Source organism: Kribbella capetownensis (assembly GCF_004331485.1).
GTDB lineage: Bacteria > Actinomycetota > Actinomycetes > Propionibacteriales > Kribbellaceae > Kribbella > Kribbella capetownensis.
Genome location: NZ_SJKD01000006.1, coordinates 373,580 through 388,493, shown reverse-complemented (window position 1 = coordinate 388,493; position 14,914 = coordinate 373,580). Strand labels below are relative to the sequence as shown.

Annotated in this window: 17 protein-coding genes; 12 read left to right on the top strand and 5 right to left on the bottom strand. The window is 69.0% G+C overall.

The window, feature by feature from the left end:
* Positions 1-40: 40 nt before the first annotated feature.
* Genes E0H75_RS26800 through E0H75_RS26785 form a run of 4 tightly spaced genes read left to right on the top strand, consistent with a single transcriptional unit; the run spans position 41 to position 2,720 of the window.
* Positions 41-466 carry a RidA family protein gene (locus E0H75_RS26800; RefSeq protein WP_131516408.1) on the top strand — a complete coding sequence of 142 codons (426 nt, stop codon included), beginning with the start codon at positions 41-43 and terminating at the stop codon, positions 464-466.
* A 3-nt stretch (positions 467-469) separates the two neighbouring features.
* The gene (locus E0H75_RS26795; protein ID WP_131516407.1) at positions 470-988 is read left to right on the top strand and encodes a 3-hydroxyanthranilate 3,4-dioxygenase; all 519 of its coding nucleotides are present in this window, start codon (positions 470-472) and stop codon (positions 986-988) included.
* Entirely contained in the window at positions 988-1,998 is a 1,011-nt protein-coding gene (locus E0H75_RS26790; protein ID WP_131516406.1) for an amidohydrolase family protein, read from the top strand. The genes E0H75_RS26795 and E0H75_RS26790 overlap by 1 nt, the downstream gene beginning before the upstream one ends.
* Complete coding sequence (locus E0H75_RS26785) at positions 1,998-2,720, top strand: alpha/beta hydrolase family protein (protein ID WP_131516405.1); 723 nt, start codon at positions 1,998-2,000, stop codon at positions 2,718-2,720. The genes E0H75_RS26790 and E0H75_RS26785 overlap by 1 nt, the downstream gene beginning before the upstream one ends.
* A 691-nt stretch (positions 2,721-3,411) precedes the next feature.
* Here E0H75_RS26785 and E0H75_RS26780 read toward each other — a convergent pair.
* Together E0H75_RS26780 and E0H75_RS26775 are read right to left on the bottom strand one after the other, a co-directional pair.
* On the bottom strand, positions 3,412-4,089 hold the full coding sequence (locus tag E0H75_RS26780; protein WP_131516404.1) for an O-methyltransferase: 678 nt from the start codon (positions 4,087-4,089) through the stop codon (positions 3,412-3,414).
* Between the two features lie 156 nt (positions 4,090-4,245).
* Positions 4,246-5,028: a DeoR/GlpR family DNA-binding transcription regulator gene (locus tag E0H75_RS26775; RefSeq protein ID WP_112244167.1), complete on the bottom strand. Its 783-nt coding sequence runs from the start codon at positions 5,026-5,028 to the stop codon at positions 4,246-4,248.
* Positions 5,029-5,129: 101 nt separating this feature from the next.
* Here E0H75_RS26775 and E0H75_RS26770 point away from each other — a divergent pair, with 101 nt between their 5' ends.
* Positions 5,130-6,011 carry an SIS domain-containing protein gene (locus E0H75_RS26770; RefSeq protein WP_131516403.1) on the top strand — a complete coding sequence of 294 codons (882 nt, stop codon included), beginning with the start codon at positions 5,130-5,132 and terminating at the stop codon, positions 6,009-6,011.
* Here E0H75_RS26770 and E0H75_RS26765 read toward each other — a convergent pair.
* A complete protein-coding gene (locus E0H75_RS26765) occupies positions 5,998-7,173 on the bottom strand; it encodes an MFS transporter (RefSeq protein WP_131516402.1) in 1,176 nt (391 codons plus the stop codon). The genes E0H75_RS26770 and E0H75_RS26765 overlap by 14 nt on opposite strands.
* A 71-nt stretch (positions 7,174-7,244) precedes the next feature.
* Between E0H75_RS26765 and E0H75_RS26760 the strand changes: the two genes are divergently transcribed.
* The 7 genes from E0H75_RS26760 to E0H75_RS26730 all read left to right on the top strand — a co-directional run bounded on the left by E0H75_RS26760 (position 7,245) and on the right by E0H75_RS26730 (position 12,508).
* Complete coding sequence (locus tag E0H75_RS26760) at positions 7,245-7,805, top strand: CGNR zinc finger domain-containing protein (protein WP_238163295.1); 561 nt, start codon at positions 7,245-7,247, stop codon at positions 7,803-7,805.
* Between the two features lie 35 nt (positions 7,806-7,840).
* Complete coding sequence (locus E0H75_RS26755) at positions 7,841-8,062, top strand: biotin/lipoyl-binding carrier protein (protein ID WP_131359088.1); 222 nt, start codon at positions 7,841-7,843, stop codon at positions 8,060-8,062.
* Positions 8,063-8,212: 150 nt separating this feature from the next.
* On the top strand, positions 8,213-8,881 hold the full coding sequence (gene sigE, locus E0H75_RS26750) for an RNA polymerase sigma factor SigE (protein ID WP_131516400.1): 669 nt from the start codon (positions 8,213-8,215) through the stop codon (positions 8,879-8,881).
* Complete coding sequence (locus E0H75_RS26745) at positions 8,878-9,486, top strand: anti-sigma factor family protein (protein ID WP_131516399.1); 609 nt, start codon at positions 8,878-8,880, stop codon at positions 9,484-9,486. The genes sigE and E0H75_RS26745 overlap by 4 nt, the downstream gene beginning before the upstream one ends.
* A 3-nt stretch (positions 9,487-9,489) precedes the next feature.
* Positions 9,490-10,542, top strand: a complete 1,053-nt coding sequence (locus tag E0H75_RS26740; protein ID WP_131516398.1) for a LolA-like protein — start codon at positions 9,490-9,492, stop codon at positions 10,540-10,542.
* A 76-nt stretch (positions 10,543-10,618) separates the two neighbouring features.
* Positions 10,619-12,088 carry a S1C family serine protease gene (locus E0H75_RS26735; RefSeq protein ID WP_131516397.1) on the top strand — a complete coding sequence of 490 codons (1,470 nt, stop codon included), beginning with the start codon at positions 10,619-10,621 and terminating at the stop codon, positions 12,086-12,088.
* Positions 12,089-12,160: 72 nt separating this feature from the next.
* A complete protein-coding gene (locus E0H75_RS26730) occupies positions 12,161-12,508 on the top strand; it encodes a sec-independent translocase (RefSeq protein WP_131516396.1) in 348 nt (115 codons plus the stop codon).
* Between the two features lie 4 nt (positions 12,509-12,512).
* Here the strand turns inward: E0H75_RS26730 and E0H75_RS26725 are convergent, their stop codons facing one another.
* Positions 12,513-13,613, bottom strand: a complete 1,101-nt coding sequence (locus tag E0H75_RS26725; RefSeq protein ID WP_131516395.1) for a GNAT family N-acetyltransferase — start codon at positions 13,611-13,613, stop codon at positions 12,513-12,515.
* Positions 13,614-13,654: 41 nt separating this feature from the next.
* Complete coding sequence (locus tag E0H75_RS26720) at positions 13,655-14,800, bottom strand: Mrp/NBP35 family ATP-binding protein (protein ID WP_131516394.1); 1,146 nt, start codon at positions 14,798-14,800, stop codon at positions 13,655-13,657.
* Positions 14,801-14,914: the final 114 nt, after the last annotated feature.

The window sequence follows — 14,914 nt, the reverse complement described above, 5'->3', positions numbered from 1 at the left end:
GGTACTTGGCGGATGGTGGGTGGTGGGCAAGGATGCTGACATGGCCGACGCGACGGTGGTGGCGGGGAAGGCGGTGCCGCGGGGGCGGTTCCCGCACGTGAAGGTGAGCGGTGGGTTCGCGTTCGTGTCGGGAACTTCCAGCCGGTTGCCGGACAACACCATCGCGGGTGCCTCGGTCGACGAACTCGGCACGGTGTCGCTGGACATCAAGGTGCAGACCCGGGCGGTGCTGGAGAACATCCGGGACATCCTGGCGGCGGTCGGCGCCGGACTCGATGACCTGGTCAGCGTGACGACGTACCTGGTGTCGATGAACGACTTCGGGGGCTACAACGAGGTGTACGCCGAATTCTTCGACGAGTCCGGGCCGGTCCGGACCACCGTCGCAGTCCATCAGCTGCCGCATCCCCAGCTGCTGATCGAGATCCAGGCCGTAGCGGCGATCCCGCACGGTGCAAAGGAGTAGGGCATGGCGAATCTGGAGTCGACGAACTTCCCGCAGTGGATCGAGGAGAACAAGCATCTGCTGAAGCCGCCGGTCGGCAACAAGCAGATGTTCCCGACCGGGGACGACTTCATCACGATGGTGGTCGGCGGGCCGAACCAGCGCACCGACTTCCACGTCGACCCGTACGAGGAGTTCTTCTACCAGATCAAGGGCGAGCTCCGGGTCAACGTCGTCACCGACGACGGGCCCGCGACCGTTGCGGTGAACGCGGGAGAGATGTGGGTGCTGCCGCGGAACATGCCGCACTCGCCGCAGCGCGGGCCGGACAGCATCGGACTGGTGATCGAGCGGGTCCGGGAGCCGGGCACGCTGGAGAAGTTCCGCTGGTACTGCGCCAACTGCAACGGGATCGTGCACGAGGTCGAGCTCCAGGTGACCGACATCGTGGCCGATCTGCCACCGGTGTTCAAGGCCTTCTACGACAGCGAGGACGCGCGCACCTGCCCGGACTGCGGCACGCTGCACCCGGGTAAGGCCTGATGACTGTTGATGTCCACACCCATCTGGTGCCGAAGGGCTGGCCGGATCTCTCGGTAGCGTGCGGCGGCGACGGCTGGCCGTGGCTGCGGATCGACTCCGAGCGGACCGCGATGATCATGGTCGGCTCGACCGAGTTCCGCCCGATCGGTCCACAGGCCTGGGATCCCGCCGTACGCCGTACCGACATGGATGCTGACGGCATCGACCTGCAGGTGGTCTCGCCGACGCCGGTGTTCTTCGGCTACGACCGGCCCGCTGACCAGGCGGTCAAGCTGGCCAGGATCTTCAACGACCTGACGCTGGAGACGCTCGCCGGGGACAGCCGGTTCGTGCCGTTCTGCCAGGTGCCGTTGCAGGACCCGGACGGCGCCTGCGCCGAGGTCGACCGGTGCCGGGCCGCCGGTCACGCCGGTGTCGAGATCGGCAACCATGTCGGCGACAAGGACCTCGACGACGCCGGGATCGTTGCCTTTCTCAAGCACTGTGCGGAGACCGGGATGCCGGTGCTGGTGCATCCGTGGGACATGGCGGGCGGTCCGCGGCTGGATCGCTGGATGGCCCGCTGGCTGACCGGGATGCCGGCCGAGACCCATCTGTCGGTGCTGGCGATGATTCTCGGCGGGGCCTTCGACGCGTTGCCGCCGTTGCTGCGGATCTGTTTCGCCCACGGCGGTGGGAGTTTCGCGTTCTGGCTGGGGCGGCTGGAGAACGCCTGGCACCGGCGTGGCGACATCGTGCGTGGTTGCTCCGAGCACCCACCCTCTCACTACCTGGATCGGTTCGTGGTCGACACGGTGGTGTTCGAATCAGCGCCTTTGCGGCTACTTGTCGATACCTTGGGGGAAGATCGGGTACTGGTCGGCAGTGACTATCCATATCCACTGGGCGAGCGGCCGGTCGGGGAGGTGGTACGGAAAGCCGGTTTCCTGTCCGCGGACCAGCGGCACAAGCTGCTGTCCACGAACGCTCTGCACTTTCTCGGGAGGACAGAGCAGCCTCGGGAGGTCTGATGAGTGAAGACCGATCGGTTCTGACCCGCGCGGCCCGTGAGCCCGACGAGGAGCTCCGGTACGGCGACCACGCGGACCAGGTGATCGACTACTGGCATGCCAAGGAGTACCGGCCGCTGGTCGTGTTCGTGCACGGTGGCTTCTGGCGGCCGGAGTACGACCGCAAACACGCCCGCCCGCTCGGCGAGGCGCTCTCCGACCTCGGCTGGCCGGTGCTGTCGCTGGAGTACCGTCGCGAGCCCGGCGACCCCGACGCGAGTACGTCGGACGTCCGTGCGGCGATCGAGTCGCTCCCGGACCTGGTCGACGTACATGCCGGCTACGTGCTGGTCGGCCACTCGGCGGGCGGTCAGCTCGCGCTGTGGGTAGCCTCGACGCTGAACCCGGTCCGCCTCCGCGGTGTGGTCGCGCTGGCCCCGGTCGCCGACCTCCAGATGGCCGACCGGCTCGGCCTGGACAAGGGCGCCGTACAGGACTTCATCGGCGACGGCGTACGCAACGACCTCGACCCGGTGCACCTGCCCGCCGCGATCGCCCCGATCAGCATCATCCACGGCACCGCCGACATCCGCGTCCCACTCACCATCACCGAGTCCTACTTCACCGAGCACCCCACCGCCCGCCTCCACCGCGTCGAAGGCGCCGGCCACTACGACCTGATCGACCCCCAAAGCCCCCACTGGCACGAACTGACCACAGAACTGACCCGCCTCACCGGCTAAACGCCTTGGTCGGGTTTCTGACGGCGGTGCTGGTGGTTTCGGCTGGGCAGCTGCCTGCGTGCAGATCGACAGGTAGTGCACCTGCGAGACACCGTACACAGGACGCCAGCTGCGCTCAGCTGCACTACCGATTGGCCTTATACGTCCTGTCCGTCTGCACACGGACACGTTCAGCCTGAATCCGTGGACACCAGTTGGTTGCCGAGGGCATCGGTAGCGACATCTTCGCCTGCTGGCGGGGTTTCAGAGCGCCATCGGCGACATAACCTGCCATCGGCGCGCGTCACTGCCGGTTTGTCGGCATGGCGGCGGATCCGCCCGGTGGGCGATCCAGGCGACGTTTACCGGTCCACGCACTCAGGTTGGCTTCGGCGGGACTACGACACCGAACGGCGCCGCGCACGCCTTCGTCCGGGCTGAAGTGCAGCGCGATGTTCAGCGGGCACCAGTCGCTGTGAAATGAGTAGTCTGGTGCGTTTCGGCCAGCTCCTGCTCGCCGCGGTTCCGGAGTAGGCCGGCACGGGCGTCGACGACACGCTCTGCGCGCCTGACATCGGCGAACGATCGCACTCCCGAAGAAGCCTACGAAACGTACTAATCAGGTGTCGTCTTGGTAGGTTTGTAGGTTTCTTTAGCAGGTTCCCCCGCCCTTGATCAGCAATCAGTAATGACGGCTCGCTGATTGTGGTGATCAGCTGAGGCGCTTGGCGGCGGTGAGGAGGCCTTCGGAGGTGGGGAGGAGGGCTGAGACGAGGTTGTCGTCGTCGCGGACCGCGCGGATCAGGTCGCGGAGGGCGTTGGTGTCGGGGTCGCGGTGAGCGGGGTCGGCGACTCGGCCGCCGGTGAGGATGCCGGCGAAGACGACCAGGCCGCCGGGGCGGAGCAGGCGCAGTGCCTCGTGCAGGTACGCCGTGTTCTCGCGCCGGTCCGCATCGCAGAAGACCAGGTCGTAGTGGCCGTCGGTGAGCCGGGTGACCACGTCGAGCCCGGAGCCCGCGATCAGGCGGAACCGGTTCGACGGGACGCCGGCGTCCAGGAACGTCTTCCGGGCGAGCCGCTGGTTCTCGGCGTCGATGTCGACCGTGGTGAGCGTGCCGTCCGCGCGCATCCCGCGCAGCAGGGCCAGCCCGGAGACGCCGGTGCCGGTGCCGATCTCGACCACCGCCTTGGCGCTCACGCCGGCCGCGAGCATGCTGAGCGCGGCGGCGGCGCCGGGACCGATCGCGGCGATGCCGCTGTCCTGGGCACTCGCCCGCGCACCGGTGACGACTTCGTCCTCACCGGTGTAGTCCTCGGCGTATGCCCAGGACGTCGGGTCGATGCCGGTGGCGATGATGCCCTCCCAAGGTTCTGCCGCTGCGCTACTCATGCTGAGTCAGAAGCCTAGCGGCATGAGGGCCGCATTCCGTGTCTCCCGCGCAGGGACTGCGCACTCTTGCTCATAACTTTGCCACTTGAGTCAGATATGATCGACCTCAGCAGACATCAGCCACCCACGGAGGGAGGTAACGGCGCGATGCGGGTGCTAGGAGCGGATGACGTCGATGCCGGCTTCCTTGAACACGGCCAGCTGGCTCTCGTCGGCCTGGGCGTCGGTGACGAGGGTGTCGATCTCGCTCAGCTCGCAGATCCGCGCGAACGCGCGCTGGCCGAGCTTGGAGGAGTCGGCGACCACGACGACCTTGGCGGCCCGGCTGACGATCAGCTGGTTGATGTTCGCCTCACCCTCGTGGTGGGCGGTGGCGCCGGTCTCGTCGATCCCGTCGACGCCGATGAAGGCGATGTCCAGGGACAGGTCGGCCAGGATCCGGTGCGACAGCGGCCCGATCATCTCGTACGACTGCGGCCGGGCCACGCCACCGGTCAGCACCATCTTCACGTGCGGCCGGACGATCAGCTCGTTGGCGATGTTCAGCGCGTTGGTGACGAGGGTGAACGCGGGCTCGCCGTGCTCGGCGGACAGCTCCGGCCGGGTCGCCAGCGTGCGGGCCACCTCGGAGATCGTGGTGCCGCCGTTCATCCCGATCACCATGCCGCGGCGGACCAAAGTGGCCGCGGCTTGCGCGATCCGCTGCTTCTCGGACGCGAAACGCGCAGTCTTGTAGCGCAGCGGGAGGTCGTACGACACCGCGTTGGCCACCGCGCCACCGCGGGTCCGGGTGAGGAGCTGCTGCTTGCCGAGGTGGTCCAAATCGCGCCGGATCGTGGCTGCCGAGACGTGCAACTGCTCGGCGAGCTCGTCGACGTCGATGGCGCCCTTCTCGGCGAGCGACTCGAGCAAGGTGTTGAGGCGTTCATAACGCTTCACCCGGGGCTCCTCCTTCACACAATCGGTCAGCCGGGTGGCGGCTGGTTGGCACCATTCGATCACGTTCGAGCAGTTTCGACCATGACAAGTGCGGAGACGACATGACCACAACGCCATTCGTGAGCAGTGAGATCGCCACTCAACCTGACCTCTGGCGGCAGGTTTCGACCCGTTTCGCGCAGTACGGCGGCGCGTTGCCGAAGGCCGGTCAGCGGGTCGCCGCGGTCGGCTGCGGCACGTCCTGGTTCATGGCGATGGCGTACGCCGCCCTGCGGGAGGACCTCGGCCAGGGCGAGACCGACGCGTTCGCCGGATCGGAGTTCCCGGCCGGCCGGACGTACGACGCCGTGGTGGTGATCAGCCGGTCCGGTACGACGACCGAGGTGCTCGACCTGATCCGGGCCACGGACCTCCCGACGATCGCGATCACCGCCACTCCGGACTCGCCGATCGTCGAGCTGGCCGACCACACCATCATGCTGGACTTCGCCGATGAGCAGTCCGTCGTCCAGACCCGCTTCGCGACCACCACACTGGCGCTGCTGCGGGCCTCGCTGGGCCAGGACCTCGAGCAGGCCGCCGCGGACGCGGAGACGGCGCTGACCGTGAACGTGGACGAGTTGGCCAAGCTCGAGCAGCTCACGTACGTCGGCACGCGGTGGACCATCGGCCTGGCGCACGAGGCGGCGCTGAAGCAGCGTGAGGCCGCGTCCGCGTGGACCGAGGCGTACCCGGCGATGGACTACCGGCACGGTCCGATCGCGATCGCGCAGCCAGGCCGCGGTGTCTGGATCTTTGGTGACTCGCCGGCCAATCTGCTCCACGACGTCACCGCCACCGGGGCAACCGTCGTACATCACGCCGACCTGGACCCGATGGCGTCGCTGGTCGTGGCGCAGCGCGTTGCGGTCGCCAAGGCACTGGCTCTGGGCCTCAACCCGGACCAGCCGCGCAGCCTGACCCGTTCCGTCATCCTCGACTGAGCACAGGCTCCCTGGTCTGGACGCCGGCCACGCGACCGAGCACCGCGGCGGCGACCAGTCCGACGGCTACAACAAGCAGGGCCTTGTGCGTGCCGATGACCGGTACCAGCAGGCCGCCCGCAGCCTGTCCGAGCGCGGCAGTGCCGACGCGCAGGCTGGCTGCGGTCGTGCTGACCCGGCCCTGCAGGGACTCCGGGCTGTACTGCTGCCGCGCCGCGAACATGGCCGGCATGGTCGGCCCCTGCAGCAGTCCGGCCACAACCGCCAGCAGGAGGAGTACTGCGAAGGATCCGGCTAGCGGCCACGTCAGCATGGCCAGTCCGTACGCCGCAACGGACACCATCACGACGTACTCCGGACGCCAGCGGGTCTGGAGTCGTCCGAGTAGTAGAGCCGTTGTGACGCTGCCGACCTCCAGTGCCGTCCACAGATAGCCCGCAGCGGACGTCGGCATGCCGAGAGACTTCATGTGCAGCGGCAGTGTGATCAGCAGAATGCCCATCGCGCCCAGTAGCAACGTGGTGGTGACAGTGGACGCGCGCAGCCGCGGTGTGCGCGCCAGATGGGTCAGTCCGCCAATGACCGAGGCCATGAACGGTTCGCCATCGGTCACCGCGCGTGGGAGCGTCGGCAGCCGCGTGATGGCGACGATGCTCAGCGTTGCCGCCAGCGCGATCACCAGTACGGCGGTCTCCACCGAGAACACCGCCGAGATGGTCGCTGCAGTCGCCGGACCGGCGATCGTCGCCGCTCCGAAGCTCGCTGCTTCCAGCGAGTTCGCGCGAGCCAACCGCTCCTGCGGGACAAGGCTCGGCAGCATGCTCGTGAATCCACCACTCACCATCGGCAGCGTCGCCCCGGCGACAGCCGCCAGCACCGGCGTGACCCAATGCGCGCTGTGGCCGACGACGCCGAGCAGGCTCAGCATGACCACACCGAGCACGGCCTGGTTGAGCGCCAACGCGGAGCGACGGTACGGCGTCCGGTCGAGCCAGGCACCGAGCAGCGGGCCGGTGACCACGGCCGGCAAGGCGTAGGCGGCCCCGGTGAGACCTGCGAGCGCAGGACTGTCCGTCCGCTCCAGCACGAGCAGCACCAGCGTGAACGCGACCATCTCGTCCGCGAGCCGGGCGAGGGTCGCGGCGAGGTAGTAGCTGGGCACGCCGACCTCCTGTAACGCTATATCCGTCGTTACGCGTTACGCTAGCAAACACGTTACGGGAAGGAGAAGTGGTGGAGATCCAGACGCCGGACCGGCTGATCCGGCTCGCGGTCGATCTGGTCAATACGCGCACCCGCGACCCAGAGCAGCTCAATGAGCCTGACGATGTCCGCGGGTTCCTGCTGGAGCACGGTGAGACGGACCCGATCACGCTGGACGAGGGCGACCTGGACGCGGTCCGGGCCGTCCGCGAGCGGATCCGGCCGGTGTTCCACGCCGACCCGACGGACGCGGCCCGAGTGCTCAACGAGGTGCTCGCGGAGTACGCCGTACGCCCGTATCTGTCCGACCATGACGGGTCGCCGTGGCACCTGCATGTGGCCAAGCCGGAGGCGACGTGGGCCGAGTGGCTCGCTGCCTCGACCGCGCTGGGGCTGGCCGGCTTCGCGGCCGGGCATGGCTTCGCCGCGATCGACTCGTGCGCGGCCCCGGACTGCGAGCGCGTCTTCGTGAACCCGGCCGAGCGCAGACCGCGCCGGTTCTGCTCGCCGACCTGCTCCAGTCGCACCCGTGTCGCGTCGTACCGGGCCCGCAAGGCCGGAGACTCAGGACACCAGAGCCCCGCGCACTAGGATCGGGGCAGGGATCCGGACCGGAGGAGTGCGAGTTGAGTCATACCGTGGTGGCGGAGCTGGTGGCCAATGTGCTGAAAGTCACCGCCCGGGCCGGGGACACGGTGGGGCCGGAGGACACCCTCGTCATCCTGGAGTCGATGAAGATGGAGATCCCGGTGCTGGCCGAGGTGGCCGGGACCATCGTCGAGCTGAAGGTCGCCGAGGGCGAAGTCGTCCGTGACGGGGACCCGATCGCTGTGATCGAGGAGAACTGATTCAACCGAAATGGCCGCTGATACGTCTTCTTTGGTGAGGGCACCGGCCGGGAACTTCCGGTCGGGGCACCGCGTTGAGCCGTCGTACGAGCAACTCAGGGTCCGACCCGGGTGTTCCCCACGTGCGCAGAGGACGGTGAACGCGGCACCATGGCCTTCACGCTTATTGCCGAACCGACACTGGGAGGCGTTGCGGTGAAGCCGGCTGACACCTCGGTGGTGCCTGTCCCGGAGACGGTTCCGGACGCGCTGCCGTCGTGGGACGAGATCGTCCGCGCGCATTCGGCCCGGGTCTATCGGCTCGCGTATCGGCTGACCGGCAACAAGCACGACGCCGAGGACCTGACCCAGGAGGTCTTCGTCCGGGTGTTCCGCTCGCTGTCGTCGTACACGCCGGGCACCTTCGAGGGCTGGCTGTACCGGATCACCACGAACCTGTTCCTGGACGGCGCCCGCCGCAAGCAGCGGATCCGGTTCGACGGCCTGCCGGAGGACGCGCACGACCGGCTCCCGGCCAAGGGTGAGGGCCCGGCCGAGAAGCTCGACTCGGACCTGTTCGACCACGACGTGCAGGACGCACTGGACGCGCTGCCGGAGGACTTCCGCGCGGCCGTGGTGCTCTGCGACATCGAGGGCATGACGTACGAAGAGATCGCCGACGTCCTGGACGTGAAGCTCGGGACGGTCCGCAGCCGGATCCACCGCGGCCGCTCGATGCTGCGCAAGCACCTGGAGCACCGCGCCCCGCGCTCTGGTCAGTCCCGGATCGGCGGTCCGCCCGCAGACGGACCGTTCAGCACCGGAGGTGAGCACCGGTGACGCTGCAACACCCGATGGACAAGCTGAGTGCCGTCGTCGACGGTGAGCTCGACCACGACTCCCGCGACAAGGTGCTGAGCCACCTGGTCAGCTGTGACACCTGCCGTGCCGAGGTGGACGCCCAGCGCCGGCTCAAGGCCCGGATGGCGGCCCAGGAGCTGCCGGAGCCGTCCACCGACCTGATGCAGCGCCTGATGGGCGTCTCGTCGTTCTCGATGGAGCCACGCGAGGAGGTCCGCCCGGTTCTCACACCGGCGGTGTCGCTCTTCCCGCAGCGGTCCGCGTTCCCGGCCGGTCGCGGTGGTTCCACCGGCCCGGCGCCGCGGACCACGCGCTCCCGGCGGCGGACCGGCGTACTGACTGCTGCAAGCTCTGCCGCCGCAGTGGCCTCACTGCTCGGTACGGCGTTCGTCGTCGGAGACCCGGCCCGGTCGGAGCAGCCGCCCGCGCTGCAGCCGCCGGTCGCGAGCTTCTCGTCCGACCACGCCAGCACGACGAGCGGAGCGCCGTTCGCGGACCCGGTCGCGCTGCTGAACTCGTACAACGGGGCTGGGTACGCGGGGCTGAGCCCGACGCTGCAGCCGGTGGCCCTGGCAGGACGCTGACCTGTGAGCCTCTCCCGGCTCGCCGTACTGGTCAGCACCGCACTGATCGGCTTCGGCCTGCCCATGCCCGCTGCTGCGGTCACTGTCGCGTCCCGTGAGGACTCACCGACGGCCGTCAGCTGGCTCGAGCGCGCCGCCGCGGCGCCGAACCGGGTGTCGTTCCACGGCACCCAGATCATCACCTCCTGGGGACCGCAGGGCGCCAGCTCCGCGATGCTCGACATCGTGCACGCGGCCTCGCAGGGCTCCGAGATCACTGTGGTCGGCTCCGAGGCGTCTCCCGGCGCAAAGGCCTTCGTCCAACGCACCGCGAATGCCGGTGCGGTCGACGGTGGACCGCTGGCCTTGCTGCAGGCGACGTACGCGCTTGTCTACAAGTGCTGCACAGACACGATCGGTCGGTCTGCCGTACTGGTCGAGGCGCTGCGTGACGACGAGACGCTGGCGGCGCGGTTCTGGATCGACAAGGCGACCGGACTGCTGCTGCAGCGGCAGCTGTTCAGCGTGGACGGCAAGACGATGGTCCGGGCCACGGTGTTCACCGAGCTGGACATCGAGGACTCGGAGTTCCTCGGGCACCTGCCGCCGATGGCGCCCAGCGGAGTCGAGTCGATGGGTCTCGGCACGGTCGACAACCTGCGCTCCGAGGGCTGGGTCTGTGCCCCGGAGCTGCCCGCCTCGCTCAAGCTGTACGACGTCCACCAGGACACCAGCAACGGATCGCTGCAGTTCTCGTACTCCGACGGGCTGTTCAATCTCTCGCTCTTCGAGCAGCGCGGCGCGCTCGACCCAGCAGCTGTTGCCGGTTTCGGCACCACTGACACCCCTGGCGTCTACCAGCGCTACGGGATGCCGTCGTACGTCGTCTGGTCGTCTGGCGGGATCGTCTACACGCTGATCGGCGACCTGCCGCCGGACATGCTCGGCCAGGTGGTCCGGGCGTTCCCCCATGACGTCCCGGTGAAGCTGTCGGCGATCCAGCGGATGGGTGCTGGGCTGGCGAAAATCGCTACCTGGCTCACTCCGATGGGTGCGCTTTCGCCGAAGCTGGGATAATCGAATCTGGAAGGCTCTTCCGGCAACTCCGGGAGAGGGCCTCCGACCGACGACCACGACACGTGAGGCGGCCACCGTGACCAGCGACGACGCCGAACCGACAGTTCCGACCCCCCGCGATCCAGCGACGCCGGAACCCACCCGGATCATCCCGACGGAGGCGCCTGCCGCGGCAGAGCCGACCGCCGATGGTCCGCCGTTGTCGGCGCTGGTGCCGCCCGCGGCCGGGTCGGGCAGCATGCCGATGCCGCCTCCCGGGAGCGATGCGTCGTACCGGCAGAACGGTGGTCGTTCGGTGACACAACGCAGCTTCGGGCGGCCTGCCGCCGAGGAGCCCAACTTCCGGCCGGTGTACCAGGGGCAGGCCTGGCCGACCCAGCGTCCCGGGTACCAACCGACGTACACGCCGCCCCCGCCGATCGACTGGCACCAGCAGCAGGCCCGCGCGTACACCCCGGCGCCGCCGCCCAAGACCAACCGCGTCGTCGCGATCGCCGCGGCCGTCGCCCTGGTCATCGGCGTGATCGCGGGCGCCGGGGCCGCCGTGACCGTCGTCTCCCTGAATGGCAACACCTCTCCGGTCGCCGAGCAGCCCACCCCGCCGGTCGGCACCGGCGCGGACCCGAAGATCCGCACCGGCTCGGTCTCCGCGGTCGCCTCGACGCTGCTGCCGAGCGTCGTGCAGTTGCGGGTCGAGGGCGCGGACGACTCGAACGCGACCGGCTCCGGCTTCGTGATCGACAACGTCGGCCACATCCTGACCAACAACCATGTCGTCGCCGCGGCGGCCAAGGGCGGCTCGATCCAGGTCGTCGCCGAGGGCGGGAAGCCTGCGACCGCGCGGCTGGTCGGCCGCTCCCCGGCGTACGACCTCGCCATCGTCCAGGTGGCCGGCCTGAAGGCGCCGTCGGTGCAGTTCGGACGCTCCGACCTGGCCATCGTCGGTCAGGACGTGGTCGCGATCGGCTCACCGCTCGGGCTGGCCGGCACGGTCACCTCGGGCATCATCTCCGCCAAGAACCGACCGGTCACCACCTCCGGAGAGCCCGCCGACCCGGAGTCGTTCATCAACGCGCTGCAGACCGACGCGGCGATCAACCCGGGCAACTCCGGCGGGCCGCTGGTCGACATGAACGCCCGGGTGATCGGCGTGAACTCCGCGATCGCCACCGTGCGCGGCTCGCAGGAGGGCCAGAGCGGCAATATCGGGCTCGGGTTCGCGATCCCGATCGACCAGGCCCGGCGGACCGCTCAGCAGCTGATCGCCAACGGCCAGGCGTCGTACCCGGTGATCGGCGCGCAGGTGGACATGCAGTTCGAGGGCGGCGCGCGGGTGAGCAAGGTCGACGTCGGGTCTCCGGCTGCACGAGCCGGATTACGGGTCGGTGACGTGATCACCTCGATCAACAACCAGGCCGTGGACACCGCCGAAGCACTGATCGTCGCGATTCGTACCCACCAGCCTGGTGAGAGCGTGAAGCTGGCGTACGAGCGCGGCGGGCGGGAGCGCCAGGCGACGGTTGCGTTGGCCAGCCAGATCGGCTGACCCGGCAGGCGGTGTCACCGTACGGCGGCTACCCTGGACGCCGTCGGAAACGACGTACAGAGAGGTGGGGACATGTTCGGCATCGGGCCACTCGAGCTGGTGGTGATCGCGATCGTCGCCGTGGTCGTGTTCGGCCCGGATCGGCTGCCGGAGTTCGCTCGCACCGCGGGCCGGTTGCTGCGTCAGGTCCGCCAGATGGTCAGCAACGCCCAGAACGATCTGCGCAACGAGCTCGGCCCGGAGTTCGCCGACCTCGAGCTGCAGGATCTGAACCCGAAGAACTTCGTCCGCAAACACCTGCTCGAAGGCTCCGACGACCTCGACGATGAGAAGCCGACCAGCACCCCGGACTTCATGGACTCCAGCCCGGACCGCCTCCCGGCCGGTCAAAAGGCACCCTTCGACCCCGAGTCGACCTGAGCCGTCAGCCGGAGCGGTCGGCGACCAGCCGGTCGTAGGTGACCCGGTCGTCCAGCCCGCTGGCCAGCGGGAAGGCATCACGTTCGGTGCCGGCCAGGTGGAAGCCTGACTTCTCTGCCACGCGTCGAGCCGCCTTGTTGGTGGCCGCCGTACGGATCAGGAGCTTGCGGCCGCCCAGACCGCCTTCGTTCTCGGGTGCGAAGTACCACCGGGCCATCCGCTCGATCGCCTCGGTCATCACCCCGCGGCCCTGGGCGTCAGCGTGGGCCCAGTAACCGATCTCGCCGTCGCCCACCGCATCGCGATAGATGTTGAACAGGGTGAGGTTGCCCAGGCCGACGTCGCTGTCAGAGTCCGCGATGCACCAGTTGTAGCGGATCCCGGAGGCGGCCTGTTCGGCCAGACTGCGCAGCCACAGCCGGGCATCGTCCGCGGTGAACGGCTGGGGGATGAAGGGCAGGAAGTGCGCGGTCGGCTCGTTGGTCCGGGCCGCGGTGATGCGGGGGAGCTCGTCCTGGCGCCAGGTCCGCAGCCGCAGTCGTGGCGTCTCCAGCACCGGATGGTCGAACCACGGCCGGCGCGGACTGCGGGCATCGTCCCGGCCGATCCAGCCGGTCCAGGCGTCGATCGGCCGGCCGCCTTGCTCGACCAGGCCGGGGATGGTTTCGCCCAACCGGAACCCGGTGGCCCAGGCGACCCGGCGCGACGGCCAGTTGCCGACGCTCGCCCACCAATGGACGACGCGGAACTCGCACGTGGTGAAGCCGAACTCCAGCAGCAGCCGGACGGCACGACTCGCCACTCCGGCCCCCCGGGCCCACTCGGACAGTCCGTAATGCAGCCGGGCGTTGCCGTCCGAATCAGGCTTCAACGCCGCGGTACCGGCGTACCGGCCTTGATACTCGACGATGAACACGAGCCGATCGCGCGACGTCCACGCGTCGGTGATGCCGAAGCCGATCCACCGCCGCGCGTCCTCGCCGGTGAAGCCCCGGCCGGGTTCCTCGCGCTGACGGTCGATCTGCCCTTGTACGTCGTCCGGCAGCGGCGCACGCAAGGTGACCACGCCGTCGGTCAGGACCGGGTGCTTGTCAGGAATCGGCACCCGGCCAAGTCAACACCAACGCCGCGTCAGTCCGAGAGTCGTCAGCGGCCCGCGGGGGAGAGACCGAGTTGGCGGCCGGCCAGGCCTCGGGGGCGGCCGCCCAGGGTGGCCGCGATCTGCGTGAGGACCTGCGCTGCGGGAGTTTCCGGGTCGGTGACGGCCAACGGGTTGCCCAGGTCGCCGCCGCTGCGGAGGCGCTCGTCCAGCGGGATCTCGCCGAGGAGGGGGATCTTGTAGCCGAGGCGTGCGGACAGCGTCTCCGCGACGCGGGTGCCGCCACCGGTGCCGAAGATCTCGATCCGGTGCTCGGGGCCGCAGTGCGGGCAGGGCAGGAAGGACATGTTCTCGACCACGCCCGCGACCCGCTGGTGCACCATCTGCGCCATCGTGCCGGCCCGCTCGGCCACCTCGGCGGCGGCTTCCTGCGGGGTCGTCACCACGATCACCTCGGCGCTGGTCAGCCGCTGGCCGACCGAGATCGCGATGTCGCCGGTGCCGGGCGGCAGGTCGAGCAGCAGAACGTCGAGGTCGCCCCAGTACACGTCGGCCAGCATCTGCACCAGCGCGCGGTCCAGGATCGGGCCGCGCCAGGCGACCACCTGGTCGCGCTTCGGCTTCAGCATGCCGATCGAGATCACCTTCACGCCGTGCGCCGGCACCGGCATGATCATGTCGTCCACGGCGGTCGGCCGCTCGTCGGCGACGCCGAACATCGCCGGCACCGAGTGCCCGTAGATGTCCGCGTCCAGTACGCCGACCTGCAGCCCCTGCCGCGCCATCGCGGCCGCGAGGTTGACCGTCACCGACGACTTGCCCACACCGCCCTTGCCGGACGCGATCGCGAACACCTTGGTCAGCGAGTCCGGCCGGGAGAACGGGATCTCCTTCTCCGCCACGCCACCGCGCAGTTGCGTCTGCAGGGCTGCCCGCTGCTCGGCCGACATCACGCCCAGGTCGATCTCGACCCCGGTGACGCCGTCGAGTTTGCTGACCGCGGCGGTCGTGTCGCGGCGCAGCGTGTCCTTCATCGGACAGCCTGCGACGGTCAGCAGAATCCGGACCGCGACGACGCCGTCGTCGCGGACTACGACCGACTCGACCATGCCCAGGTCCGTGATCGGTTTCTTGATCTCCGGATCCAGTACACCACCGAGTGCCGTGGTCACCTGATCAGCAGTGGGAGCCATACCCCCAGGCTACGTGCTCCCCCGAACCACCCCGACCACAGTCCATGTGACGTAGGCCCGGCAAGGCAACCCTTACCTGCCCCGGCCGCCCGGTGCCCGCTCGGATGGTGCGCG